18 protein-coding genes are annotated in these 20,755 nt (G+C 64.1%); 11 read left to right on the forward strand and 7 right to left on the reverse strand.

Going from position 1 to position 20,755, the window contains the following annotated elements; translation table 11 throughout:
• Positions 1–693: methyl-accepting chemotaxis protein (locus F624_RS0129000; protein WP_019577892.1), on the forward strand; the 693-nt coding region annotated here is incomplete at its 5' end.
• A gap of 158 nt (positions 694–851) precedes the next feature.
• Here F624_RS0129000 and F624_RS0129005 read toward each other — a convergent pair.
• The 4 genes from F624_RS0129005 to F624_RS0129020 form a co-directional block, all read right to left on the reverse strand.
• Complete coding sequence (locus F624_RS0129005; protein ID WP_019577893.1) at positions 852–1,283, reverse strand: nuclear transport factor 2 family protein; 432 nt, start codon at positions 1,281–1,283, stop codon at positions 852–854.
• Between the two features lie 25 nt (positions 1,284–1,308).
• Entirely contained in the window at positions 1,309–2,802 is a 1,494-nt protein-coding gene (locus F624_RS0129010; RefSeq protein ID WP_019577894.1) for a carbohydrate porin, read from the reverse strand.
• A 44-nt stretch (positions 2,803–2,846) separates the two neighbouring features.
• A complete protein-coding gene (locus F624_RS0129015) occupies positions 2,847–4,124 on the reverse strand; it encodes an MFS transporter (protein WP_019577895.1) in 1,278 nt (425 codons plus the stop codon).
• A gap of 62 nt (positions 4,125–4,186) precedes the next feature.
• Positions 4,187–5,464: an acyl-CoA dehydrogenase family protein gene (locus F624_RS0129020; RefSeq protein WP_019577896.1), complete on the reverse strand. Its 1,278-nt coding sequence runs from the start codon at positions 5,462–5,464 to the stop codon at positions 4,187–4,189.
• A gap of 219 nt (positions 5,465–5,683) precedes the next feature.
• On the opposite strand from F624_RS0129020, the gene F624_RS0129025 reads away from it, so the two are divergent.
• The gene (locus tag F624_RS0129025; RefSeq protein WP_019577897.1) at positions 5,684–6,190 is read left to right on the forward strand and encodes a flavin reductase family protein; all 507 of its coding nucleotides are present in this window, start codon (positions 5,684–5,686) and stop codon (positions 6,188–6,190) included.
• A gap of 30 nt (positions 6,191–6,220) precedes the next feature.
• Here F624_RS0129025 and F624_RS33735 read toward each other — a convergent pair whose 3' ends face one another.
• The 3 genes from F624_RS33735 to F624_RS0129040 all read right to left on the reverse strand — a co-directional run bounded on the left by F624_RS33735 (position 6,221) and on the right by F624_RS0129040 (position 10,174).
• Positions 6,221–8,029 (reverse strand): tetratricopeptide repeat protein, encoded by a 1,809-nt coding sequence (locus F624_RS33735; RefSeq protein WP_157443683.1) that lies wholly within the window; start codon positions 8,027–8,029, stop codon positions 6,221–6,223.
• 196 nt (positions 8,030–8,225) lie between these two features.
• Positions 8,226–9,404, reverse strand: coding sequence for an MFS transporter (locus tag F624_RS0129035; RefSeq protein ID WP_019577899.1), 1,179 nt, complete (start codon positions 9,402–9,404; stop codon positions 8,226–8,228).
• A gap of 50 nt (positions 9,405–9,454) precedes the next feature.
• The gene (locus tag F624_RS0129040) at positions 9,455–10,174 is read right to left on the reverse strand and encodes a GntR family transcriptional regulator (protein WP_019577900.1); all 720 of its coding nucleotides are present in this window, start codon (positions 10,172–10,174) and stop codon (positions 9,455–9,457) included.
• Positions 10,175–10,572: 398 nt separating this feature from the next.
• On the opposite strand from F624_RS0129040, the gene F624_RS0129050 reads away from it, so the two are divergent.
• From F624_RS0129050 to F624_RS0129090, 9 genes are all read left to right on the forward strand, one after another.
• The gene (locus F624_RS0129050; protein ID WP_019577901.1) at positions 10,573–11,505 is read left to right on the forward strand and encodes a VOC family protein; all 933 of its coding nucleotides are present in this window, start codon (positions 10,573–10,575) and stop codon (positions 11,503–11,505) included.
• Positions 11,506–11,544: 39 nt separating this feature from the next.
• Positions 11,545–12,444: a fumarylacetoacetate hydrolase family protein gene (locus tag F624_RS0129055; RefSeq protein WP_019577902.1), complete on the forward strand. Its 900-nt coding sequence runs from the start codon at positions 11,545–11,547 to the stop codon at positions 12,442–12,444.
• Positions 12,445–12,469: 25 nt separating this feature from the next.
• Entirely contained in the window at positions 12,470–15,445 is a 2,976-nt protein-coding gene (locus F624_RS0129060; protein WP_019577903.1) for a molybdopterin-dependent oxidoreductase, read from the forward strand.
• Between the two features lies 1 nt (position 15,446).
• Positions 15,447–16,307, forward strand: coding sequence for a 4Fe-4S dicluster domain-containing protein (locus F624_RS0129065; RefSeq protein ID WP_019577904.1), 861 nt, complete (start codon positions 15,447–15,449; stop codon positions 16,305–16,307).
• A 73-nt stretch (positions 16,308–16,380) separates the two neighbouring features.
• Complete coding sequence (locus tag F624_RS35175; protein ID WP_157443684.1) at positions 16,381–16,536, forward strand: hypothetical protein; 156 nt, start codon at positions 16,381–16,383, stop codon at positions 16,534–16,536.
• 49 nt (positions 16,537–16,585) lie between these two features.
• Positions 16,586–18,040, forward strand: a complete 1,455-nt coding sequence (locus F624_RS0129075) for an aldehyde dehydrogenase (RefSeq protein ID WP_031256663.1) — start codon at positions 16,586–16,588, stop codon at positions 18,038–18,040.
• A gap of 34 nt (positions 18,041–18,074) precedes the next feature.
• Positions 18,075–18,968, forward strand: coding sequence for an acetoacetate decarboxylase family protein (locus F624_RS0129080; RefSeq protein ID WP_019577907.1), 894 nt, complete (start codon positions 18,075–18,077; stop codon positions 18,966–18,968).
• Positions 18,969–19,012: 44 nt separating this feature from the next.
• Entirely contained in the window at positions 19,013–19,606 is a 594-nt protein-coding gene (locus F624_RS0129085) for a malonic semialdehyde reductase (RefSeq protein ID WP_019577908.1), read from the forward strand.
• Positions 19,607–19,669: 63 nt separating this feature from the next.
• On the forward strand, positions 19,670–20,671 hold the full coding sequence (locus F624_RS0129090; RefSeq protein WP_019577909.1) for a Bug family tripartite tricarboxylate transporter substrate binding protein: 1,002 nt from the start codon (positions 19,670–19,672) through the stop codon (positions 20,669–20,671).
• Positions 20,672–20,755: the final 84 nt, after the last annotated feature.

The raw sequence follows: 20,755 nt of genomic DNA on the forward strand, positions 1-20,755 counted from the left end.
GATCTGAGCAGTCGAACAGAAAGCCAGGCCAGTGCGCTGGAAGAAACCGCGGCCTCGATGGAGCAACTGAGCAGCTCGGTGCGTCAGAACGCGGACAGTGCGCAAGTGGCCAACCAGTTGGCCCAAAATGCCAGCCAGGTTGCCGTGCGTGGCGGCGATGTGGTGACCCAGGTGGTGGAAACCATGAAGGGCATCCATGAGTCGTCCAAGAAGATCGCCGACATCATTTCCGTGGTCGACGGGATTGCATTTCAAACCAATATCCTGGCCTTGAATGCCGCGGTGGAGGCGGCCCGGGCCGGCGAGCAAGGGCGCGGGTTTGCCGTGGTGGCCTCGGAAGTGCGTAGCCTGGCCGGCCGCAGTGCGGCGGCCGCCAAAGAGATCAATACCTTGATTTCGGCCAGTGTCGAGCGAGTCGAGCAAGGCAGTACCCTGGTTGACCAGGCGGGCAACACCATGAGCGAAGTGGTCGCCTCCATCCGCAGACTGTCAGACATCGTGGCGGAGATCAGTGCCGCCAGCAGCGAGCAAAGCATGGGCGTGGCACAAGTCGGAGAAGCCGTTCAGCAAATGGACCTGGCCACGCAACAAAACGCGGCACTCGTAGAACAGATGGCAGCGGCAGCGGCCAGCCTGGAAGTACAGGCCCGCGATTTGGTGGGCACGGTCACCGTGTTCAAGTTGGACGCCTAGGGAACGCCAGGAGCTGCGGTCACGGGTAGGAGCTTCTGCCTCCGGCAAAGGCAGCGGTGATGCGGAGAACGAGGGCATCGACAGGCATGGACGCCCCGGGAAGCTGACGCGATGCCTTAAAAAGGCCAGGCGCAAGCGCCCTGGCCTTTGCATCGTCTTCAGCCGGGGTGCTTGGGTGGCGCGATCTTGTTGATGCTGCTCCAATGTTCGGCAAGCAGGCCGTCCTTGACCCGGAAGGTGTCGACGATGAAATAGTCATAGAACTCACCCGGGCGGTCTGGGTCGGGTTGCGGCAGCGCGCCGCCGATCGCGACGATGTCGTCTTCGGCGACGATGAACGCCGGCTTGTTGAGCATGTCGGGTTGCACCGGCAGCGGTGGTCGACCACCTGCCACACGGGCCACGAACTGCTCCAACCCCGCACGGCCTTGCGGCATGTGGCGGCAATGCTGGAGATAGTCCTCCCGCACAAAGTCTTTCACGGCGGCGGGATTGAGTGCGTCAAAGACGTGCCGGTACAGGTCGATCACGAGCTGCTTGTTCTTCTGTGCGCGCTCAATGCGCGCTTGTGCGTCGGGTGTGTGGTTCATGGGATGGGCTCTTTCAGTGGGTAGATCAGAAAATCTTGTCGCCAGGCATGCGGGAGAGGCCGGACACCACACCGAAATCGACCACCAGCATCAGGCTGGTCATGAAGCCGTTGCGGATGCGTTCGGTGGTGGCGGGGATCAGTGCATTGGGGTTCTTCAGGTACTGGACGCTGCCTTCCAGGAACACGCCCGGCATGAGGCCGACGCGGCCATGCACGTCGAGCAGGAACATGTTGCGGGGAACCCGCTCGTCCACGACGGGCACCGCGCCGCCGGTCATCATGTTCATGGCGGTGGTGTAGCCCTTGCGGGTTTGTTGCTCGAACAGGGCGCGCCGCTCACTCAGGCGGATGAAGCGCAGGGTGGACCCAATCATGGCCAGCGGGTTGCTGGGGGCAAAGCCGCTCCACTCCGTGCCCACATAGGCCTCCAAGGGATATTTCTCTCCTGCACCCGGGCTCAAGACCACGCCACCGTAGGCGGCCAGGTTTTCCGGTACGCCGGGGCTGCCACCGCGCCAGTACACCTTGCGCCCTTGGACATAGCCGCCGGATCGACCGTTGTGCTGCAGTGGTGTGCCGGCGCTGTTCTCAGCTTGCGAGCTGCCGTCGGTGTTGTACAGCGCGTCGCTGTAGCTTGATGTGGAATGGAACAACCCCGTCTCGAGCTTATACGGGAGCGGCGTGTCCTCGAAGCCGCGCCGCTGCGTGTAGTTCAACACGGCAATCGTGCCGATGGACGAGCCGTGACCCCAGTTCCAACCGGAGGTCTTCTGCCACTTGTCCGGGTTGTCTTCGAGGACCCCCAGCCCGATGGTGCGGTACGGGTCGAGCGCATAACGGGCGGTGGCACCCCACACCGACTTGGAGATACCAGGCTGGTTGAGCACGGTGGCCTGCGCGCTCAGGATGCAGCCGCTGCACATGTTGCCGACCATGAACTCCCTCGTCAGGTTCATGCGCCCGAATTCCAGCTTCAGCCGGTCATCCATTGACCGGTGGCTCACGGTGAAGTTGGCCAGGTCGGTGGCCTTGTTGAGCACCGGGAACGGCGTGAAGGCGGAGCCGGTCTGGAACAGGTACTGGTCGGTGTTGCTTGAAGGCCGGTGCACCACCTGGGTGATGTTCAGCTCGGTCGAAGAAAGCCCGGCGATTTTCTCGAGGTCGAGGCCGACGCTGAACATCAGCTCGCCATAGTTGGCCGACTTGCCCCGCGAGATGCCTGTGGACGGGTTGCGGAAGTTGGCGTTGATCAAGGTGAGCCCGGGACTCACGCCGCTCTCACGCAGTTGCTTGCCCAGAGCCGTGAGCGGGCCTGGGGGCAATGGCGGCGTCGGTGCGACCGGCACGGCCATGCTACCCAATGCCTCGCTGCCCAGCGCAGCCCCGGACTCTTGGGGGCCGCGCACAAGGAGCTCAGGCGTCTGCGGATTCGCTGCGTCTGTGGACTGCGCCACGGCCGGAAGGGCCAGTGAGGCCAAGCCGCCGACCAGGAGGGTGAACAAGATGGGCTTTTTCATGGTTTGTCTCCGAGTTTTCTTATTTGGAAGAACTACAACGAACGTCAAGCGGTGATGGGGTCGGCGCGCGGGGGAGACGCCATGGCGATGGCGAGGGTGGCGATGCCCGTGATCGCGGCACAGACGTAGAACACGGGTGTGTAGGTGCCGATCTGTTCAAACACCACGCCCGCAGTGGCCGCCAAAGCCGCCGCTGCGATCGTTCCCATGGCCAGCAGGAGGCCGAAGACCGACGGGAACGCACGGTGGCCGAAGTAGTTGCCGAGCAAGGCCATCAGGCACACCTGCGAGGCGCCGTACGCAAAGCCCGCCGGTAGGGCGAACGCGATCAGTCCCAACGATCCGTTGGGGTGGGCGGCCAGGAACATCCCGACCACCATCAACGCGATGGTGAAGGCGCCAATGCGGTGCGGTGGAACACGGTCGCCCAGCGAGCCCGCAATGATGTTGCCCGCCAACGATGCGCTGACCATGAGCGCCACCGTCTGAGCGGCCTGACCTGAAGAAAAGCCCAGGTCGCGCAGATGAACCACACCGTGCGCCATGAGCAAAATCCAGGAAAGCCCCACCGCGAGGTTGAAGATGGCGATGAACCAGAACGCCCGTGTTCTGATGATTTCGCGCAGTGTCCAGTCGCGAGTGGTCTTGTGGACGTGGGACAGGTGCTCCACCGGAGGGGCGTCGACGGCATAGCCACTCTCCGCACGCAGAAACAGCGCCACGGCGAGCATCCCGACGGCGGCCAGGGCCGCCATCACCAACCAACCGAGGCGCCAGTCGCGACCGGTGACCACCCACTCCAGCAGGGGGGCGGCGGCAATGCCTCCGATGTCGATCGCAGACAGCACGATCGACAGGGCGAGCGCACGCTTGTCCTGGAACCAATGGGTGACGGCGGCCTGCGCTGGAAGCACGCCGGCCATCGCGACGCCGCCGCCGAGCAAGAGGCCGAACGCAAGCTGGAAATGCCAGCCCTCCCGAACCACGGTACCGATCAGCGTGGCCCCCATCATGACCATGGCGGTCCCGCACAGCATCACGGCCTTGACGCCGTAGCGGCGTATCCCCGCGGCCACCAACGGCCCGGGGACGCCCATCATCATGACGAAGAGGCCGAATGCCATCCCGTAGAGCCCGTGATCGAATCCGAGCTCCGTGAGCATGCGCGCGTTGAGCACGCCCGAGCCCACGCTGGGCAGCGCGACCACGACGGCCACCACGAACCAGAGCACGGCGATCATGCGCCACCGGTAGCTGGAGGGCTCCGTGCGTGCCGCCGCTTTTCCGCGGTCGCCGAGGGCCAATGAAGAATCGAATGCCATGTTTGTCTCCTGTTTTATGTCGCGCGCCGGAAACGAGTCCGACGCGGTGCGGGGCTCGGTTGTCAGGCGGCCGGTGGTTTGCCAGCGACGTTGGGCAGCCCGCCCCCGAACATGTTGAACGGCGCGCGCCCGAGCAGGTGCCGCCCGTGCAACTCGGCGGTCGGGTCAACGCGCACCGCGCCGTGGGTGTTGGCCACCCGGATGTCGCGCGCGAAGCGCTGGATTGGGTTGCTCTCATGCACGGTGGAGGAGCCCAGGCACAGCTGCAGCATGCTCACCGCGTCGTCACACAACTGGCGCCCGTAGACCGAGTTCATCAGCATCGCCGACTCCAGGTCTTGTGAAATTTCGGTGTGGTCAATGGCGGCGCGGTCCACGGTCTCGGCCATCTCGTGGATCACGCTGCGCGTGAGGTTGAGCATGGCGTGTGCCTTGGCGGCCACCATCTGGGTGGAGGCAGCGTCGGCAACCGTGGCATAGGGCAAGTTGAAGGGTTTGAGTTTCTGCGCCTGCTCGATGAAACACTCCAGCGCACCCTGGGCCATGCCGTAGGTGACGGCCATGTTGGTGAGGTTGGTGATCATCATCAGACTGCGCGCACCCACTTGGTAGGCCAGGCCCTGGAAGCGACCGTTCAATGCGTCCATGCGCACCGGCAGCTCGGCCATGTCGATGAAGCGGTGCGCGGGAACGAACACTTCCTCTGCGGCGCGGAGGGAGTTGCTGCAGGTGCCTCGCATGCCCATGACCTTCCAGTCGTCGAGGATCTCGTATTGATCTCGCTGCAGCAGCACCATGCCCCGGTGCGGCACGCCCTCGGGGCTGGTGTACATGATGCCCACGGCCGCCCACGCAGCGTGCTTGCAGCCGCTGCCGAAGTGCCAAGTGCCTTTGACCATGAAACCACCGTCGACACGGCGGCCATCGCCCACCTTGGTGGCAAAGATAGAAGCACCCACCGCCCACGGGCCAACCGCCTGCCGGCCGGTTTCGGCCAGCTCCTGCAGCGCTTGCTCCGGGAAGCCGAGCAGGTTGCGCACACCGCCGGCGACAAATCCAAGCCAGCCGGCGGCACCGTCGCCACGTGCCATCTCGGCGACGATGTCCACCACGTCGCGAATGCCGAGCGCGTATCCGCCGAGCTCGACGGGCGTGGTGATCATGAAGGCCCCCGTGCGGTGCAAGGCATCCAGCGATTCCTGCGGCATGGCACCGATGCGTTCTCCTTCCAGCGCGTTGCGGCGAAGCAGCGGGATCAGCGCGGTGACTTCGTCGCGAATGCGCCGGCCTGCTTCAGTGACCAAGGGGATGTCTCGGTAGGTGGGGGTATAGGTGCTCATCTCAGATGCCTCCTGGATTCGGTTGAGATTCAAGTTGAATTCGGGCGTTTTGCCGGACACGCAGTCGCAATGCGGTGTGGATTCTCGTGACTGCCGCGCGGCATGAAAGTCACGTAACGTCACACCAGAGGCGTGTCACGAGGACGAGACCTGAAGAGTCTTTTTTTTGCCGGGCATGGGCCGTCCAATCAACGTCACCGTGTTCTCCGTGAGGTCGCCATGACAGCCCTTTCTTCTTCCATTGATTCGAACCGACTGCGCCGCGTCCTCGGCAGCTTTGCCACCGGTGTGACCATCGTTACAACGCGCTCGGCTGGCGGGCGACCTGTTGGTCTGACGGCCAACAGCTTCAGCTCGGTGTCCCTGTCGCCACCGCTGGTGCTGTGGAGTCTGCGCCGTGATTCCAGCGCCATGGAATCGTTCGTGACCGCGCGGCATTGGGCTGTTCATGTGCTCTCGGCAGAGCAGCAATCGCTGTCAGACCGGTTCGCCCGCCGCAGTGAAGATCGGTTTGCCGAGTTGGAAATCGGGCACGGTGAGGGTGGCGTTCCGCTGCTGTCCGATTGCGCGGCCGTGCTCCAGTGCTGCACGGTCGCGCAGCACCTGGCCGGCGACCATGTGATTTTTATCGGGGAGGTGCTGGCCTGCGAGCACAGGGAGGCGCAGCCGCTGGTATTTCACGCAGGCCGCTACGCGCAACTGGCCCCGACCTTGTGCGAGGCATGAGCACCGGCACACACCCTGCACGACGCGGTATCAGGCTGCGGCCGGCAGCATCATGTGTTCAATGATCTGGTGGAACCGGGCCTCGCGGCGCAACCCCTGATAGCGCGGCGCTGAGCGCAGGAGGAGCAGGTCGGGCAGGTCGTGGCGCTGCACGGCCTGGTCCAGCTGCGTCAGCGCTGCCTCGCGGTCGCCGAGGCCGATGTGGATGTCGGCCATCGCCGCGTGCGCTTGCATGCCATGAGCAACGCCTTGCTGCAGTTCGCCGAGCAGGGTGCGTGCGAGTTGCGGGCGCCCCATCACGGCGTGTGCATGCCCGAGACGCCCCAGGATGACGGGCCAGCGTCCGCTCCAGTGTCGGGTTTGCTGCAGCACGGCGATGCCTTCGTCCATCTGACCGACGCACAACTCCGCATCGGCCAACAGCACCGCCGCGGGCTCGCAGCGGCTGTCGATCGCCAGCGCATGCCGGGCTGCGTTGGCTGCGCAGTCGAATTGGTGTTGCTGGAAGTGGTGCAGACCAAGCGTGGCAAAAGCCAGCGAGGATTGCGAGTCGATGGCACAGGCCTGTGCCAGGTCGTTCTGTGCCGCACCCGAATCGCCGACATGCATCGCACACAGCCCGCGCACCACCCGAGCATCGGAGCACTGCGGGTCGGCCAGGATGGCGGTGTCGAGCAGCGACATGGCGCTGTACCAGTCAAAATCGACCATGGAAGCCAGCGCCAGGGCCTGCAGGGCGTCAATGGATTCCTCAGGCCTTGCCAGCAATGAATGCGCGCAGCGCCGCAAATGCCCGGACAGCTCACCGCGCGAAGCGGGCGCGGCGCAAGCCAGACAGGCCAGCAACATGGCAAGCTGCCGGTACGCTGCGGCGTCTTGCGGATGGTCGAGCAACCAGGCATCGATGCGCCGCACCTGACGCCGCAGAGACTCTGGGTCGGACGCCATGCGCGCAAACCCAGAGGAGAGCAGGCTGCGGACGAAACTGCCACCCGCCACGCCCAGGGGCGTGGGGCGGTTGATGCCCAGCGTTTGCACGGCGGGGCTGCTCAGGAGCTGGCGGGCGACGTTGAGGGCAAGCTCGCGTGGAAGATCCTGGGTGTCCTGAACGACCTGCGCCGGACACTGAAAGCCGTGGCTCCACACCTGCTCCTGATCGTCTGTTCGCACCACGTGCACAACAGTCCGAAGTGCACCCTGCACGCGTCGCACACTGCCGCTGAGTGTCCAGTCGGACTGTCGTGAGGTGGTCAGGCTGGTGATGGCATCGGATGTGATTGCAATTCGCAGGCCCGGGTGATCGCCGAGCTCCAGTGCCAGTTCGTCGATCAGACTGGCACCGAAACCGAAAGCTTCATCTCCCTCGGGCAAGGTCTCACGAAACTGCTGAAGCGCGAGTTGGAAGGGTTCGGTGCGGCGAAATCCGCAGGTGGGCGCCCGGCTCTCGGCATGCGTGACCGAGGGGGTGTCGGCCGCCGCGATCTGGCTGTGCAGCAGCGGTACAAAGGACCGCCGTGGCAGTTCGATCCGACAAGGATTGATCGCGCCCTCGCTGGCGTAGTAGCGCTCCAGCCTCACGCGCAGCCGCCACGTCTCGGTGCGGACGTTGGTGTCCACGCGTGGGTCGAAGTCAGACGAACGACCCAAGGCTTCGACGCCGATCACGTACTCCTTCAGGCGCCGCCCACGCTTGGCCAGCACTTCCTCGACCAGGAACGTCAGCAGGGCCCGGATGCGGGTCGCGCCGGCGAAGCTGTTGCTGGCCAGCACGCGTGCAAGCTCTTCTCGCCACAGCGCGGCGGCCGGGTCGACTGTGGGGACTGCGGAATCATCTGCCATGGCATCGCTCCTTCTTGGCCGACCGTGTGTGCAGCCGGGTATGGGTTCGGGGCTTGGGTGGCCGCTCGACCGCGCGCCCCCAGGAGAGGGTCATCGGGGAACGCCGGGGGCGCGAAGATCGACATGGATCGCAGGGGCTCCGGCCACCGGAGCCCTCTTGCGTCTTTCGCTCAAGGGGGTCTGCCGACGAGCCCGTTCAAACAGCTTGAACCGTGGTTGTTGCGCCGCTGCCACCCCGTACCCGGGCGAACGCCACAATGGCCGCGACAGCGAGCAGCGCGATCGCATACCCCAGCCATTCATAGCCGAAGTTCTGCACCAACACCCCGCCCAGAATCGGACCGATGGCCGATCCCGTCATGATCATGGCCGGGGTCGCGGCCACGGCCCGTCCCGACGGATCTTGGGCGGCGAACATGCCGAACGCGAAGATGTGGGTGAAGATCATCACGAACACATAGACGCTGCAGGCCAGCGCAAAAGGCATGTAACCCATGGATTGCGTGATGATCAGCGCCAGAATGGCCTGTACCGCCGGCCCCGCCAGGAGCACGCGGTGCGCGGGCAATCGCTTCTGGAGCCAGGTCGCGGCGATGGCTGGAAGCAAATTGATGAAACCGACCGCGATGAGCACGGCTTGCACCTGCTCAGCGCTGAAACCGCGCGACACGCCCAGACTCTCCATGAAGCTGAACATCATGGCCTGAATGAGGGCCATCAGGCCGATGCCAACAATGCCACCCCAGACAACCGACGGGATGCGCGCAGAAGACTGGCGCGCAGCCGACTCCGCAGCGCTGGCGGTCGGCGGGGAGGGGAAGGCCATCGCAGTGATCGCCGCTGCGAACAACATGAGCCCCCCGAACACACGGAACAACATGGCGCCGCCCATGGCCTCGATCAGCTTGGGTGCGAACCCGAGAAAGATCACGGCGAAGATGCCCAGCGCCAAGCCTGCCGCCGCAAACATGCGGTGAGGGTTCGACGTGCGCCCCATCGTGCCGTGCGTGAAACACAGCGCCCATCCCACACAGGTACCGGCCGCAGCGTGAAGGGCCGCCATCGTCATGAAGTCGGTGGTCGAGCCCAATGCGGCGAAGGCCAGCGCTGCCAGCGTGAATCCCACGGGAGTCATGGCCCGTGCCGGCAGTCGGCGGAACAGGGGGGCGCCGATCAGGCTGGCCAGCACCACCCCGGCCAGGAAAAGAGTCACCAGGCCACCGGCCTGCTGTGGGCTCAACTGGTACTTGGAGATCAGTGTGCCTACCCAAACAGGCAGGGAGACCATGTCGACCATGCCGGCGACGTGCGCGACGGACAGCACGGCGCGGCCACGCAGCGTGTCGATGGGTTGGGGTTGGGGCGAGGTGCTCATGGTTGTCTCCGGGTCATGGTTGGAATGAATCTCCGCCCGCGCCGGCGGTCTTACATCTGTGACGATGCACGGGTGGCGTTGAGGCGCGCGCTGGCGCCCGTTTCACCAAAGTCGGCGTTCTGGATGATGTCGGTGGTGCGGGTGAAATGGCGGCCCAGCAGCAGGGTCAGGAGCTTGACGTCACGCGCGAGCGCGGCGTCCAGCAGTTCTTTGTGCTCGACGCCCACGTGGCGTCCAGCGGATTCGCGCTGGGAATTGGCGAAGTTGCGGTAGCGCTCAGACTGGTCGTACAGCAGCGCGCACAGGCGGATCAACGAGGGAGAGCCGCAACCCGCGATGAGGGCCACATGGAACTGCCGGTGAGCTTCGGCCCAGATGGGCTGCTGGGTGGGATCGGAGGGTGGAGGGGTGCGCGAAAGCCGGTGAAAAGCGCTGATGAGACCGGACTCCCACTGGATATCGCCCTCCTCCACGGCATAACGGATGGCCAGGCTTTCGACGTCGATCCGGGTGCGGTTCATTTCCAGCAGCTCGGCCCGCGACATGGGTGCCACACAGAACCCACGCTGGTCTTCGAACACCACAAGCCAATCCGACACCAGACGAGACAGAGCCTCACGAATGGCAGTGGCCCCGACGCCATAGCGCTCGCTAAGGGCTTGAATGCGCAAGCGCTCATTGGGCCTGAGGCTGGCGCCAATGATGTCGGCGCGCAGCAGCTCTACGGCGCGTGAGGTCAGGCTGCGGTTGTCGATCTCTTGAATAACCATGGTGTGTCCTGAGAGGGATGAAGGGCCTCTTGCGAATGTCAGCCCTGGCTCATCGTCTTACGCCATCTCCATCTCTTTTTTTGAATATTATCGATAAAAGCAAATTTCAAAGATAATGGTTTTCCCCATGAATTATCGATAAAACATGACTTAGTATTCGTTCCGAATGCTGCGGGGCACCCAGTGCACAACGCCATCAGAACCCCCAACAAAGGCAGATGACCGAGGAGACGAACATGCCAATGAACAGGACGCCAGAGACCATGTCGTGGCGCGCCCACTGCTGCCGAAGCCGCACCCATGTTGCAGCCAGCGCAGGAGCACCGTCAGCCTCCCTTCACCATGTCGGCGCAGCCTGCCGATGCCAGAAACCCCACGCTCGTTAAAAGGAAACCCGCATGATTTCCGTGAAAGACATTGCATTCGTTCGCTACCAGGCGACCGACCTGGACCTGATGGAGAAGTTCATGCTGGACTTCGGGCTCTATCGCATCGAACGCACCGACCAGGTGCTTTACCTGCGCTCCAGTGGAACGGCTCACCACTGCCACATCACCGAGCTGGGTGAGACCAACGCGACCCTGGGCTTCGGCTTGCACGCCCAGAGCGAAGCCGACCTTCACAAGCTCGCGTTGGAAGTGAATAGCAGCGTGGAGGACAACCCCGAGCCCGGGGGTGGCATGCGCGTGCGTTTCCGGGATCCGATGGGCTTCCTCGTGGACGTGATCCATGGCCAGGCCACCCTGCCCGAACTTCCGCACCGCGAGCCTCTGTTGATGAACCCGGCCACAGGTCGCGCGCGCTTCGGCAAGGTGGTGCGCTTGAAGCCGCAGCCTTCAACGGTGATGCGCCTGGGTCATGCCGCGCTGCTGGTGGCGGACTTTCCGAAAGCGCTGGACTTCTACACTCGCGTGCTGGGCTTCCGCCCCTCCGACACTTACCACGCAGGCCACCCCGACAACAAGATCGCCGCCTTCATGCATTGCGGGCTCGGCTCGCAATGGACCGACCACCACACGCTGGCCGTGATCGCCTCGCCCGATGGCAGCAACCGCTTCGACCACACCGCATTCGAGGTGCTGGACCTGGACGACGTGGTGCAAGGCAACGAACACCTCAAGTCCAAGGAGTGGAAGCACTCCTGGGGCGTCGGCCGCCACATCCAGGGCAGCCAGCTCTTCGACTACTGGCGAGATCCGTTCGGCAACAAGGTTGAGCACTGGACCGATGGCGACCTCGTGAACGAGAACACGCCGGTCGGCAACGACCCCATCAGCAACGAGGAACTGCGCCAGTGGGCACCTCCTCTGAACCCCGAATTCTTTGCCTGAAGCTGCATCCATCTTCCATTCAAAACTCAGAGAAAACTTATGAAACTGGCTCGCTTTTCCCGGGATGACCGCACCACCATCGGACTCGTTCGCGAGGGCCGCGTGATCGAGTTGTCCCAACTCCTGCCCGACGCGCCATCCACCGTCACCGGAGTGCTCGCTGCCGGCGCGGCGCTGCGCCAGCAGATCAACGCCGCCCTGAGCCAGCAGCCGGCTGGCGCCGGCTATGCGCTCACCGAGGTGAAGCTCGAAGCCCCGATCCCCGACGCGCAGAAATACCTCGCCATCGGGATGAACTACCAGGACCACGCCGACGAGGCGGCACGAGCGGGCGTGGCCGTCCCCAAGAACCAGCTTTGGTTCAACAAGCAGGTCAGCTGCATCACGGGGCCCTATTCGCCGGTCTACAAGCCGCGCGTGTCTACCAAAATGGACTACGAGGCCGAGATGGGCGTGGTGATCGGCAAGCGCTGCCGCTACGTTTCTGAAGCCGATGCGCGCAGTGTGGTCGCGGGCTACTTTGTCGCCAACGACCTCACGGCGCGCGACTGGCAGTTCGCCAGCCCGACCTTCACGCTGGGCAAGTCATTCGACACGCACGGCCCGATCGGCCCCTGGATCACCACCCACGACGAAATCGACGACCCGCACGACCTCATGATGCGTTTGTGGGTCAACGGCGAACTGCGCCAGGAGCAGAACACGGGCCAGATGATCTACAACATCTGGCAGCAAATTCACCACCTGTCCCAGGTGATGACGCTGGAGCCCGGTGACCTGATAGCCACCGGCACCTGTGCCAATGTGGGCATCGCCCTGGGCAAGTTCTTGCAGCCGGGTGACGTCGTCAAGGTCGAGATCGACAAACTGGGCTACATCGAAAACCGTGTCATCGAAGAGCCCGTCGAAGACCACGTCCCCGACGCCGCCGCATTGTGATCGCCACGCCCGCATTCAGGCCTGTATGAAACGCACGATCTTCCGGACCATTCTCTTTGCGTTGGGCCCCATGCTCAACCGGGTCGCGGGCACGCGGCCTGCCTTTCGGGTACGGCTCAAACAGCACGACATCGTTGCCCAGATCGGGCTCAAGGACGGTAGCATCGTGCGCCACTTCATCATCGGCGCTGGCAAGGTGAAGTCGGTGGCCGGCGCTCACCTGCGCCCGCACGTGAACATGGTCTTCAAGGACGTGGACACGGCGCTGCTGATGATGAAGCCCGACCCGGACATGGGCGAAGTCGTGCACGCTGCCAAGAACTTCAAGGTCATGGTCATGGGGCCGGATCCCCTGGTGGTCTGGTTCATGCAGCTGCTCAATTTCTCGCAGACCTCCGGCCTGCAGATGGGCACCCCCATGCCCGACGGTTGCACGCGCTTCACGATGTTGACCAACGGGGGGCCTCTGTTCGTGCATGTGAAGGACGACATGATCGTGCGCATGACGCCGATCGACCTCGACAAGACGGACGCGCCGAGCTGGACGATCCGCGCCAGAGGACGCAGCTTCACGCCGCGCCGCCAGGCGACCATCGCCCCGCATGCCATGGCCATGAAGTCGGCGGTGTACTCCGACAAGCGCATCCTCTACCCGATGAAGCGCGTGGACTTCGACCCCCACGGCGAACGCAATCCGCAGAACCGGGGCAAGAGCGGCTACGAGCGCATCAGCTGGGACGAAGCACTGGACATCGTGGCCGGCGAGATCAAGCGCCAGAAGGCAACGTATGGCCAAGGATCGATGGTCATCCCGATGTCGTCACACCACCAGTGGGGCAATGTCGGTTACTACCTGAGCGCGCTGATGCGCTTTGGCAACCAGATCGGTTTCACCCGCATGGCCGCCAACCCCGACAGCTGGGAAGGCTGGTACTGGGGGGCCATGCACCACTGGGGACACAGCCAGCGAGTGGGCATCGCGGCAGCCTATGGCACGGTGGAAGACTGTCTCAAAGAGAGTGAGCTGATGGTGTTCTGGTCAAGCGACCCGGAGAGCACCAACGGCGCCTACATGGGTTTCGAGGGCACGCAGCGCCGGCTCTGGGCGAAAGCACTGGGCATCGAGTTCATCCACATCGACCCGCACTACAACCCCACGGCGCAACTGCTTGGCGGGCGCTGGATACCGATCAGGCCGCAAACCGATGCTGCGCTGGCTCAGGCCATCATGCAGGTGTGGGTAGCCGAGGGCTTGTACGACAAGGACTATGTCGCCACGCGCACCACGGGTTTCGACGACTGGCGCGACCACCTGCTGGGCAAGGACGACGGGGTACCGAAGACGCCGGAATGGCAGGAGCCTGAGACCGGTGTGCCGGCCCGGGTGGTGCGGGCGTTGGCCCGCCAATGGGCCAGGAAGAAGACCTACCTCGCGGCCGGTGCCAATGGCGGCGGCTTCGGGGGCGCCTGCCGGGGCGCAGGCGGCGCCCAGTGGGCCCGCTGCATGGTCATGATGATGGCCATGCAGGGCCTGGGCAAGCCCGGCGTCAACATGGGCAACCTGCAGGCAGGCGCGCCGGTGGACTACGAGTTCTATTTCCCAGGCTATGCCGATGGCGGGATCTCGGGCGAGCTGCAGTGGAACGGCAACTCGGTCAACAACTACCAGAAGATGCCGCATGTGATCTCGATGAACCCGGTGCGCCAGTTGGTGCCGCGCCAGCAGTTCCCCGAGGCCATCATCGAAGGCAAGGCGACAGGCTATCTGTGGGATGGCATTGCCACCGAGATCCAGTTCCAGCCCTATAGCTACCCGATGCCTGGTTACCCCCGCATCCACATGATCTACAAGTACGGTGGATCGGCGTTCAGCACGCTGACCGAGTCGAACCGCATGGTGGCGGCCTACCGCCACGAGAGTATCGAGTGCGTGGTCAACCAGTCGATATGGATGGAGGGCGAAACTCAGTTCGCGGACATCATCTTGCCGGCCTGCACGAACTTCGAGCGCTACGACATCGGCGAATGGGGCGCAGGTGGCGGCTACCTGCAGCACGGTTTCGATGGCGTCAACCACCGAGTCATCGCGCTGCAACACAAGTGCATCGAGCCGCTGGGCGAGTCGAAGTCCGACTACCAGATCTTCACCGACATCCTCACCCGCCTGGGTCTGGGTGCGATCTTCACCGAAGGCTGCAGCGAGCTTGACTGGGTCAAGCGGGTGTTCAAGTCATCGGACGTGGCCAAACGCATCTCCTGGCAGGCGTTCTGCAAGAAAGGTTACTACGTGGTGCCTCCGGAGCCCGAGGCCACCCGCGCACCGGTGGTCTTCCGCTGGTTTGCCGAGGGCAGGATGAAGGACGTCCCGGAAGCCCAGCCATTGCCGTCGCAATGGGCCGGCGATTTCGGCAAGGGCTTGCAGACGCCGAGCGGCAAGTTCGAGTTCATGCCCGAAACCCTGAAGCGTTCCGACCCGGACAACGCCGAGCGCCCGGTGCTCAACCGCTACATCCCGTCGTGGGAAGGGCGGCAGACCGCCGCGCTGACCGGGCGATTCCCCTTGCAGATGATTGCCACACACTCACGCTACAGCTTCCACACCAACGTGGACGGCAAGAACAGCTTCACCAACGACATCGAAGACCACCGGGTCCTGATCGCCGGCCACTACTACTGGCTGCTCAGGATGAGCGTGCAGGACGCGCGAGCCCGGGGCATTGAACACCACGACCTGGTCAAGGTGTTCAACGACAGGGGTGCCGTGATCTGCGCGGTCGACGTTTCACCGATGGTGGCGTCGGGCGTCGTCAAGTCCTTTGAATCGAGCGCTGAGTTCGAGCCGGTGGAAATCGACGGCGAATGGGTGGACCTGGGCGGGTGCATGAACACACTGACGCCGTCGCGCTCGCAGATGCGTGGCACCAGCAGCATGTCGCCGAACTCGTGTCTGGTGCAGGTGGAGAAATGGACGCATGAAGCCCGTGTGCGCAAGGTGGCCTGACATGGATAAATGGAATCTGATCATTGATGTCGCCGGCTGCGAGAACTGCAACAACTGCGTACTTGCCTCGAAAGACGAGCTGGTGGGGAATGACTTCCCGGGCTATACAGCCCCGCACCCTGCCCAGGGCCGTGGCGTGATTCACATCGAACGCACGGTGCGCGGCGCGGCCCCCTTGGTGGACGCGGCCTATGTGCCGAAGATGTGCAACCACTGTGACGATGCGCCCTGCGTGAAAGCGGGTGAAGACGGCGCGGTCCGGAAACGGGACGATGGCATTGTGATCATCGACCCGGTCAAGGCGAAAGGCCGTCGCGATCTGGTGGACGCCTGTCCCTATGGCGCCATCGTCTGGAACGATCCGCTGCAACTGCCGCAAAGCTGGTTCTTCGACGCGCACCTGCTGGACACCGGGGCTGGCGCCCCGCGTTGTGTCGGTGTGTGCCCCACGCAGGCCATTGAAGCCGTGAAGCTGGGCGACGCCCTCATGGCGCAGCGCGTGAAAACCGAAGGGCTGCGCGCGCTCCAACCCGAGCTCGGGACCAGGCCCCGCGTCTACTACAAGAACCTGCACCGCGCCGACCACGGCTTCATCGCAGGCAGCGTGGCGGCCACGGTGGGGGGGCGCCTGGAGTGCCTGGAGGGCGCCGACGTGGCGCTGTTGCGAGCGGGCGCTCAGCTCGCCACCACGGTCACCGATGTGTTCGGTGATTTCAAGTTCGATGCACTGCCGCTGCACAGCGGGGCCTACCTGGTGCGCGTCTCGCATCCCGACCATGGGGCCATCGAACGCCCGGCGAGCGTCGGTGCAGACAGTGTGGTGCTGCACGACGTCGAACTCGAAGCCATCACCCAACCCTGAACCCCGCACAGCCTTGAGACCGCCCCGACAAGGGCGGTGTGGTTTCGTGCGCTTTGTCGAAGGAGCCCTTGTCTTGAATCTCTTGAAATTCTCCATGCAGCGGCGGCCGGGTTTTACCCAGTTAGCCAAGCTAGCCGTCGTCACCCAGGCCGAAGCCGACCTACTCATCGCCGATCAGACCGAACGCGATCGCCGCCTGGCGCAGCCCGTGCAGCTCAAACCCCAGTGACCAATCACCTTCGGTCTGAAGAAACTTGTTCAACCCCCAGGAAACCACCATGTTCAATGTCAATCTGCTGATAGCCGGAAACAGCGTTCCGGCCTCGAATGGCTCCACCTTCGAGCGTCGCAATCCGATGTCCCAGGAGGTGGTCTCGCGTGCCGCCGCCGCGACACCGGCCGATGCCGTTGCAGCTGTTGAGGCCGCTTCGGCAGCCTTCAAGAATTGGTCCCAGCAAGGTCCCAGCGCACGCCGGGCGCTGCTGCTCAAGGCCGCACAGCTGCTCGAATCCAAGACGCCTCAATTCATCGAGGCGGTGTGTGCCGAAACCGGCGCGACCGGCATGTGGGCCGGCTTCAACGTCCACCTCGCTGCGGGTGTGCTGCTGGAAGCGGCTTCGCTGACCACCCAGATCACCGGAGAGGTGATCCCCTCCGATGTGCCGGGCAGCCTGGCCATGGCCGTACGCCAGCCCGCTGGCGTGGTGCTGGGAATGGCCCCGTGGAACGCACCGGTGATCCTGGCGGTTCGGGCCATTGCCACACCGCTGGCCTGTGGCAACACCGTGGTGCTCAAGGCATCGGAACTGTGCCCGCGCACGCACCAGCTGATCATTGAAACGCTGCAGGAAGCGGGCTTCCCACCGGGCGTGGTGAACTTCGTGACCAACGCGCCAGCCGATGCGGCGGCAGTGGTCGAAGCCATGATCGCGCACCCCTCCGTGCGTCGCGTCAACTTCACCGGGTCCACCCGGGTCGGTCGCATCATCGCCACCACCTGCGCCAAGCACCTCAAGCCCTCCGTGCTGGAACTCGGCGGCAAGGCGCCCCTGGTGGTGCTGGACGACGCCGATCTGGACGCCGCCGTGAACGCTGCTGCTTTCGGTGCATTCATGAACTCGGGCCAGATCTGCATGTCGACCGAGCGCATCATCGTCGCCGAGACGATCGCCGATGAGTTCGTGGCGCGCCTGGTTGCCAAGGCCAGCCGCCTGCCCCTCGGTGACCCGCGCGGCAAGGATCCGGTGGTGCTGGGTTCCGTGGTGGACAGCAGCACCGTGCAGCGCTGCAACGCGCTGATCGACGATGCGGTGGCCAAGGGCGCGAAGCTGCTGTGCGGCGGTCAGGCCGACAGCACCCTGATGCCCGCCACGCTGCTGGACCACGTGACGGCCGACATGGCCATCTACAGAGACGAGTCGTTCGGACCGGTCAAGCCGATCATCCGTGTGAACGGCGTCGAAGAAGCCATCGCCTGCGCCAATGACACCGAGTACGGGCTGTCGGCCGCCGTTTTCGGGCGCGACGTAGCGCGCGCGCTGCAAGTGGCCGGCCGCATCGAATCGGGCATCTGCCATGTCAACGCATCGACCGTGCACGACGAAGCGCAGATGCCTTTCGGCGGTGTGAAGTCCAGCGGCTTCGGTCGCTTCGGCGGCCGTGCAGGTGTGAACGAGTTCACAGAACTGCGCTGGGTCACGGTGCAGACCACGCCACGTCACTACCCCTTCTGAACATTCGCCTCTTCCCCACCCAAGGAGTTATTCCATGAGTTTCATTTTCAAACCCAATGTGCGCTATCGGATGCCGGTGGTCTTCGGGCCCGCGCCGGGCCCCCGTCAGAAACACGATGGCACGCCCTGGCAGGCCGAAGAGTCCGGCACCGCCAACGTGCAGTGGGCGACCATCGCGTACCGCACCCACAAGGACAAGCTGGAGGCCTTGCTGCCACCGGGCTTTCGCCTCAACGGCGATCCCCTGGTGTATGTCACGCTGGGGTTTTTCCGCGACCTGTACTGGCTGGCCGGACGGGGCTACGGGCTGGTCAACGTGGAAGTGCCTGTGATCTACACCGGCAAGTCCGAGACCGTCGAGGGCGGCCTCTGCCTGTCGATCTGGGAGGGGCGACCGGATGCCATCATGACCGGTCGCGAAGAGCTGGGGTTTCCCAAACTGTTTGCCGACATCCCGGATGTGCGCCTGGCCCCAGACAGCGGCACCTTGAGCGGCCAGGCCTCCTGGCTCGACTTCAAGTTCTTCGAGATGGAGATGCACGGCATTGAAGAGACCACCGTGGACAACATGAATCTGCTCGGGGCACCCGGCGGGCCCATCTTTTACAAGTACATGCCACGCACCGGCCCCTTTGGTTCTGGCGGGGCCGACGTCACGTATGTCACCACTTCGCAACCGATGCAAGGCGCGTCCCGCGGAACTTCGCCCATCAAATTTGAAGATGCTGCCTTCAGGAAGTGGAAGGCCAAGGGCGGGTCGGTGAAGTGGCACCGCGCCACCTTCGAGCAGTTGCCCACGACGTGCCATGTCGTCAACGGCATTGCCGACCTGGAGATCCTGGAGTATGTGAGCGCCGAGATGATCGAGTTCTCGGCTCCGGGCAATGCCGTGGCGACCAACAGCCACCGGGTGGTCGAGCCCGCATAAGCCGCCCTCAAGCCCAAACGTCCATCACCGAAAGACATCACAACATGACCCAAGCCCTTGACTCAACCGCCCTGGACCAGCTTTTCCTGGCCGCGCGCACCTACAACAAGTTCACGACCGAGCCCGTCAGCGACGACCTGCTCAAGCAGCTGTACGACCTGTACAAGTGGGGCCCGACTTCCATGAACACGCAGCCTGGCCGAGTGGTTTTCGTGCGCAGTGTCGAGGGCAAGGAAAGACTGAAACCCGCCCTGATGCCCAACAACGTGGAGAAGACCATGGCAGCCCCCGTGGTGGCCATCGTCGCCTTTGACTCCACCTTCTACGAGCACATGCCGACGCAGTTTCCCGCCAATCCCGGCGCACGCGACATGTTTGCCAACAACGCGGGACTGAGCGCGGAAACCGCCTCCCGCAACAGCGCCCTTCAAGGCGCCTATCTGATCATGGCGGCCCGTGCCCTGGGTCTGGCCGCCGGGCCCATGAGCGGCTTCAATCCCGCGGCAGTGAATGAGGCCTTTTTTCCCGATGGTCGCTTGAAGGTCAACTTCCTGATCAATCTCGGCTGGGGTGATCCATCGGGCAACCGTCCGCGCGGGCCCCGTCTGGCATTCGAGGACAGCGTCGTGATGGCCTGATGAGGGCGCCAGCGCGTCGTGAGTGAAATTCAACGTGATCGTGGCCGACAAGGAGACATTGAAATGAACATCAGCCCACAAATAGCCCGTCGCCGTCTGTTGCAGGCCATGGCCACACTGCCCTTGGCGGCCACCCTGCCGGTGCGAGCGCAGCAAAACTGGCCCACACGGATCGTCACGCTCGTCGTTCCCTGGCCAGCCGGGAACCCGACAGATGCCATTGCGCGCACGCTGCAGCCCCTGCTGACCAAGTCCCTTGGCCAGACCGTGGTGATCGAGAACATCGCCGGTGCCGGTGGCACCCTGGGCGCGGGGCGGGTGTTCTCGCAACCCGCTGACGGGCACACGATACTGATGGGAACCCCCACCGAGCTGATCCTCAGCCCGCTGACGATTCCATCCGTGCGCTACGCGCCCTCCGACTTCCGCATGGTTGGCCTGTTCGGACGCGTGCCGTACATCCTGGTCGCGCGTGCGAACCTGCCCCAGGTCAGCCTCGCCGACGTGGTGGCGTTGAAAAACAAGCCCGGAGGCAATCCCCTGACCGTGGGCAACATCGGGCCAGGTTCGCTCATTCACCTGATCGGTGCGCAGTTCGAGAAGGTGAGCGGGGTCCCCGTGCTGCATGTGCCGTTCAAGGGCGTGCCGCCGATGGTGCAGGACTTGCTGGGCGGCCAGCTCGACGTGGCGTTCATTCCGGTCAACGGTAGCACCATGGGGCTCATCGAGCAGGGCAAGCTGCGCTCGCTGGGCATCACGGCCGCCGCACCGTACCCGCTGTATCCCTCGCTGAAGCCGATGGCGGCCGCCAGTCAGGTGTTTGCGGGGTTCAACTACGACGTGTGGGGCGGCATGCATGTGCCACGCGCCACCCCCGAGGCCGTGCAGCTGCGTCTGAACCAGGTGTTCTATGAAGCGTGCCGAGACCCTCAGGTCCGGGAGTGGGCGCGTTCGACAGGCACCGACCTGATGGGGCCCATGAGCCTGGCTGAGCTGGACACCCTGTACCAACATGACATCGCCCGCTATCAGGCGATCGCCAAGGCCACTCCGACGGGCTCTTGACGCCGCGAATCCAGCGAGTGGGCGCTCGACGCTACCGGCTCCATGAGCGCGGCAACCGCGCTGCAAAGCTGGCTGGGCAAAGAC

This window comes from Curvibacter lanceolatus ATCC 14669 (assembly GCF_000381265.1).
GTDB lineage: Bacteria > Pseudomonadota > Gammaproteobacteria > Burkholderiales > Burkholderiaceae_C > Curvibacter > Curvibacter lanceolatus.

Coding starts and splice junctions, on each gene's coding strand:
- F624_RS0129005 (WP_019577893.1), bottom strand. CDS start 1,283: ATGAACCACACACCCGACGCACAAGCGCGCATTGAGCGCGCACAGAAG.
- F624_RS0129010 (WP_019577894.1), bottom strand. CDS start 2,802: ATGAAAAAGCCCATCTTGTTCACCCTCCTGGTCGGCGGCTTGGCCTCA.
- F624_RS0129015 (WP_019577895.1), bottom strand. CDS start 4,124: ATGGCATTCGATTCTTCATTGGCCCTCGGCGACCGCGGAAAAGCGGCG.
- F624_RS0129020 (WP_019577896.1), bottom strand. CDS start 5,464: ATGAGCACCTATACCCCCACCTACCGAGACATCCCCTTGGTCACTGAA.
- F624_RS0129025 (WP_019577897.1), top strand. CDS start 5,684: ATGACAGCCCTTTCTTCTTCCATTGATTCGAACCGACTGCGCCGCGTC.
- F624_RS33735 (WP_157443683.1), bottom strand. CDS start 8,029: ATGGCAGATGATTCCGCAGTCCCCACAGTCGACCCGGCCGCCGCGCTG.
- F624_RS0129035 (WP_019577899.1), bottom strand. CDS start 9,404: ATGAGCACCTCGCCCCAACCCCAACCCATCGACACGCTGCGTGGCCGC.
- F624_RS0129040 (WP_019577900.1), bottom strand. CDS start 10,174: ATGGTTATTCAAGAGATCGACAACCGCAGCCTGACCTCACGCGCCGTA.
- F624_RS0129050 (WP_019577901.1), top strand. CDS start 10,573: ATGATTTCCGTGAAAGACATTGCATTCGTTCGCTACCAGGCGACCGAC.
- F624_RS0129055 (WP_019577902.1), top strand. CDS start 11,545: ATGAAACTGGCTCGCTTTTCCCGGGATGACCGCACCACCATCGGACTC.
- F624_RS0129060 (WP_019577903.1), top strand. CDS start 12,470: ATGAAACGCACGATCTTCCGGACCATTCTCTTTGCGTTGGGCCCCATG.
- F624_RS0129065 (WP_019577904.1), top strand. CDS start 15,447: ATGGATAAATGGAATCTGATCATTGATGTCGCCGGCTGCGAGAACTGC.
- F624_RS0129075 (WP_031256663.1), top strand. CDS start 16,586: ATGTTCAATGTCAATCTGCTGATAGCCGGAAACAGCGTTCCGGCCTCG.
- F624_RS0129080 (WP_019577907.1), top strand. CDS start 18,075: ATGAGTTTCATTTTCAAACCCAATGTGCGCTATCGGATGCCGGTGGTC.
- F624_RS0129085 (WP_019577908.1), top strand. CDS start 19,013: ATGACCCAAGCCCTTGACTCAACCGCCCTGGACCAGCTTTTCCTGGCC.
- F624_RS0129090 (WP_019577909.1), top strand. CDS start 19,670: ATGAACATCAGCCCACAAATAGCCCGTCGCCGTCTGTTGCAGGCCATG.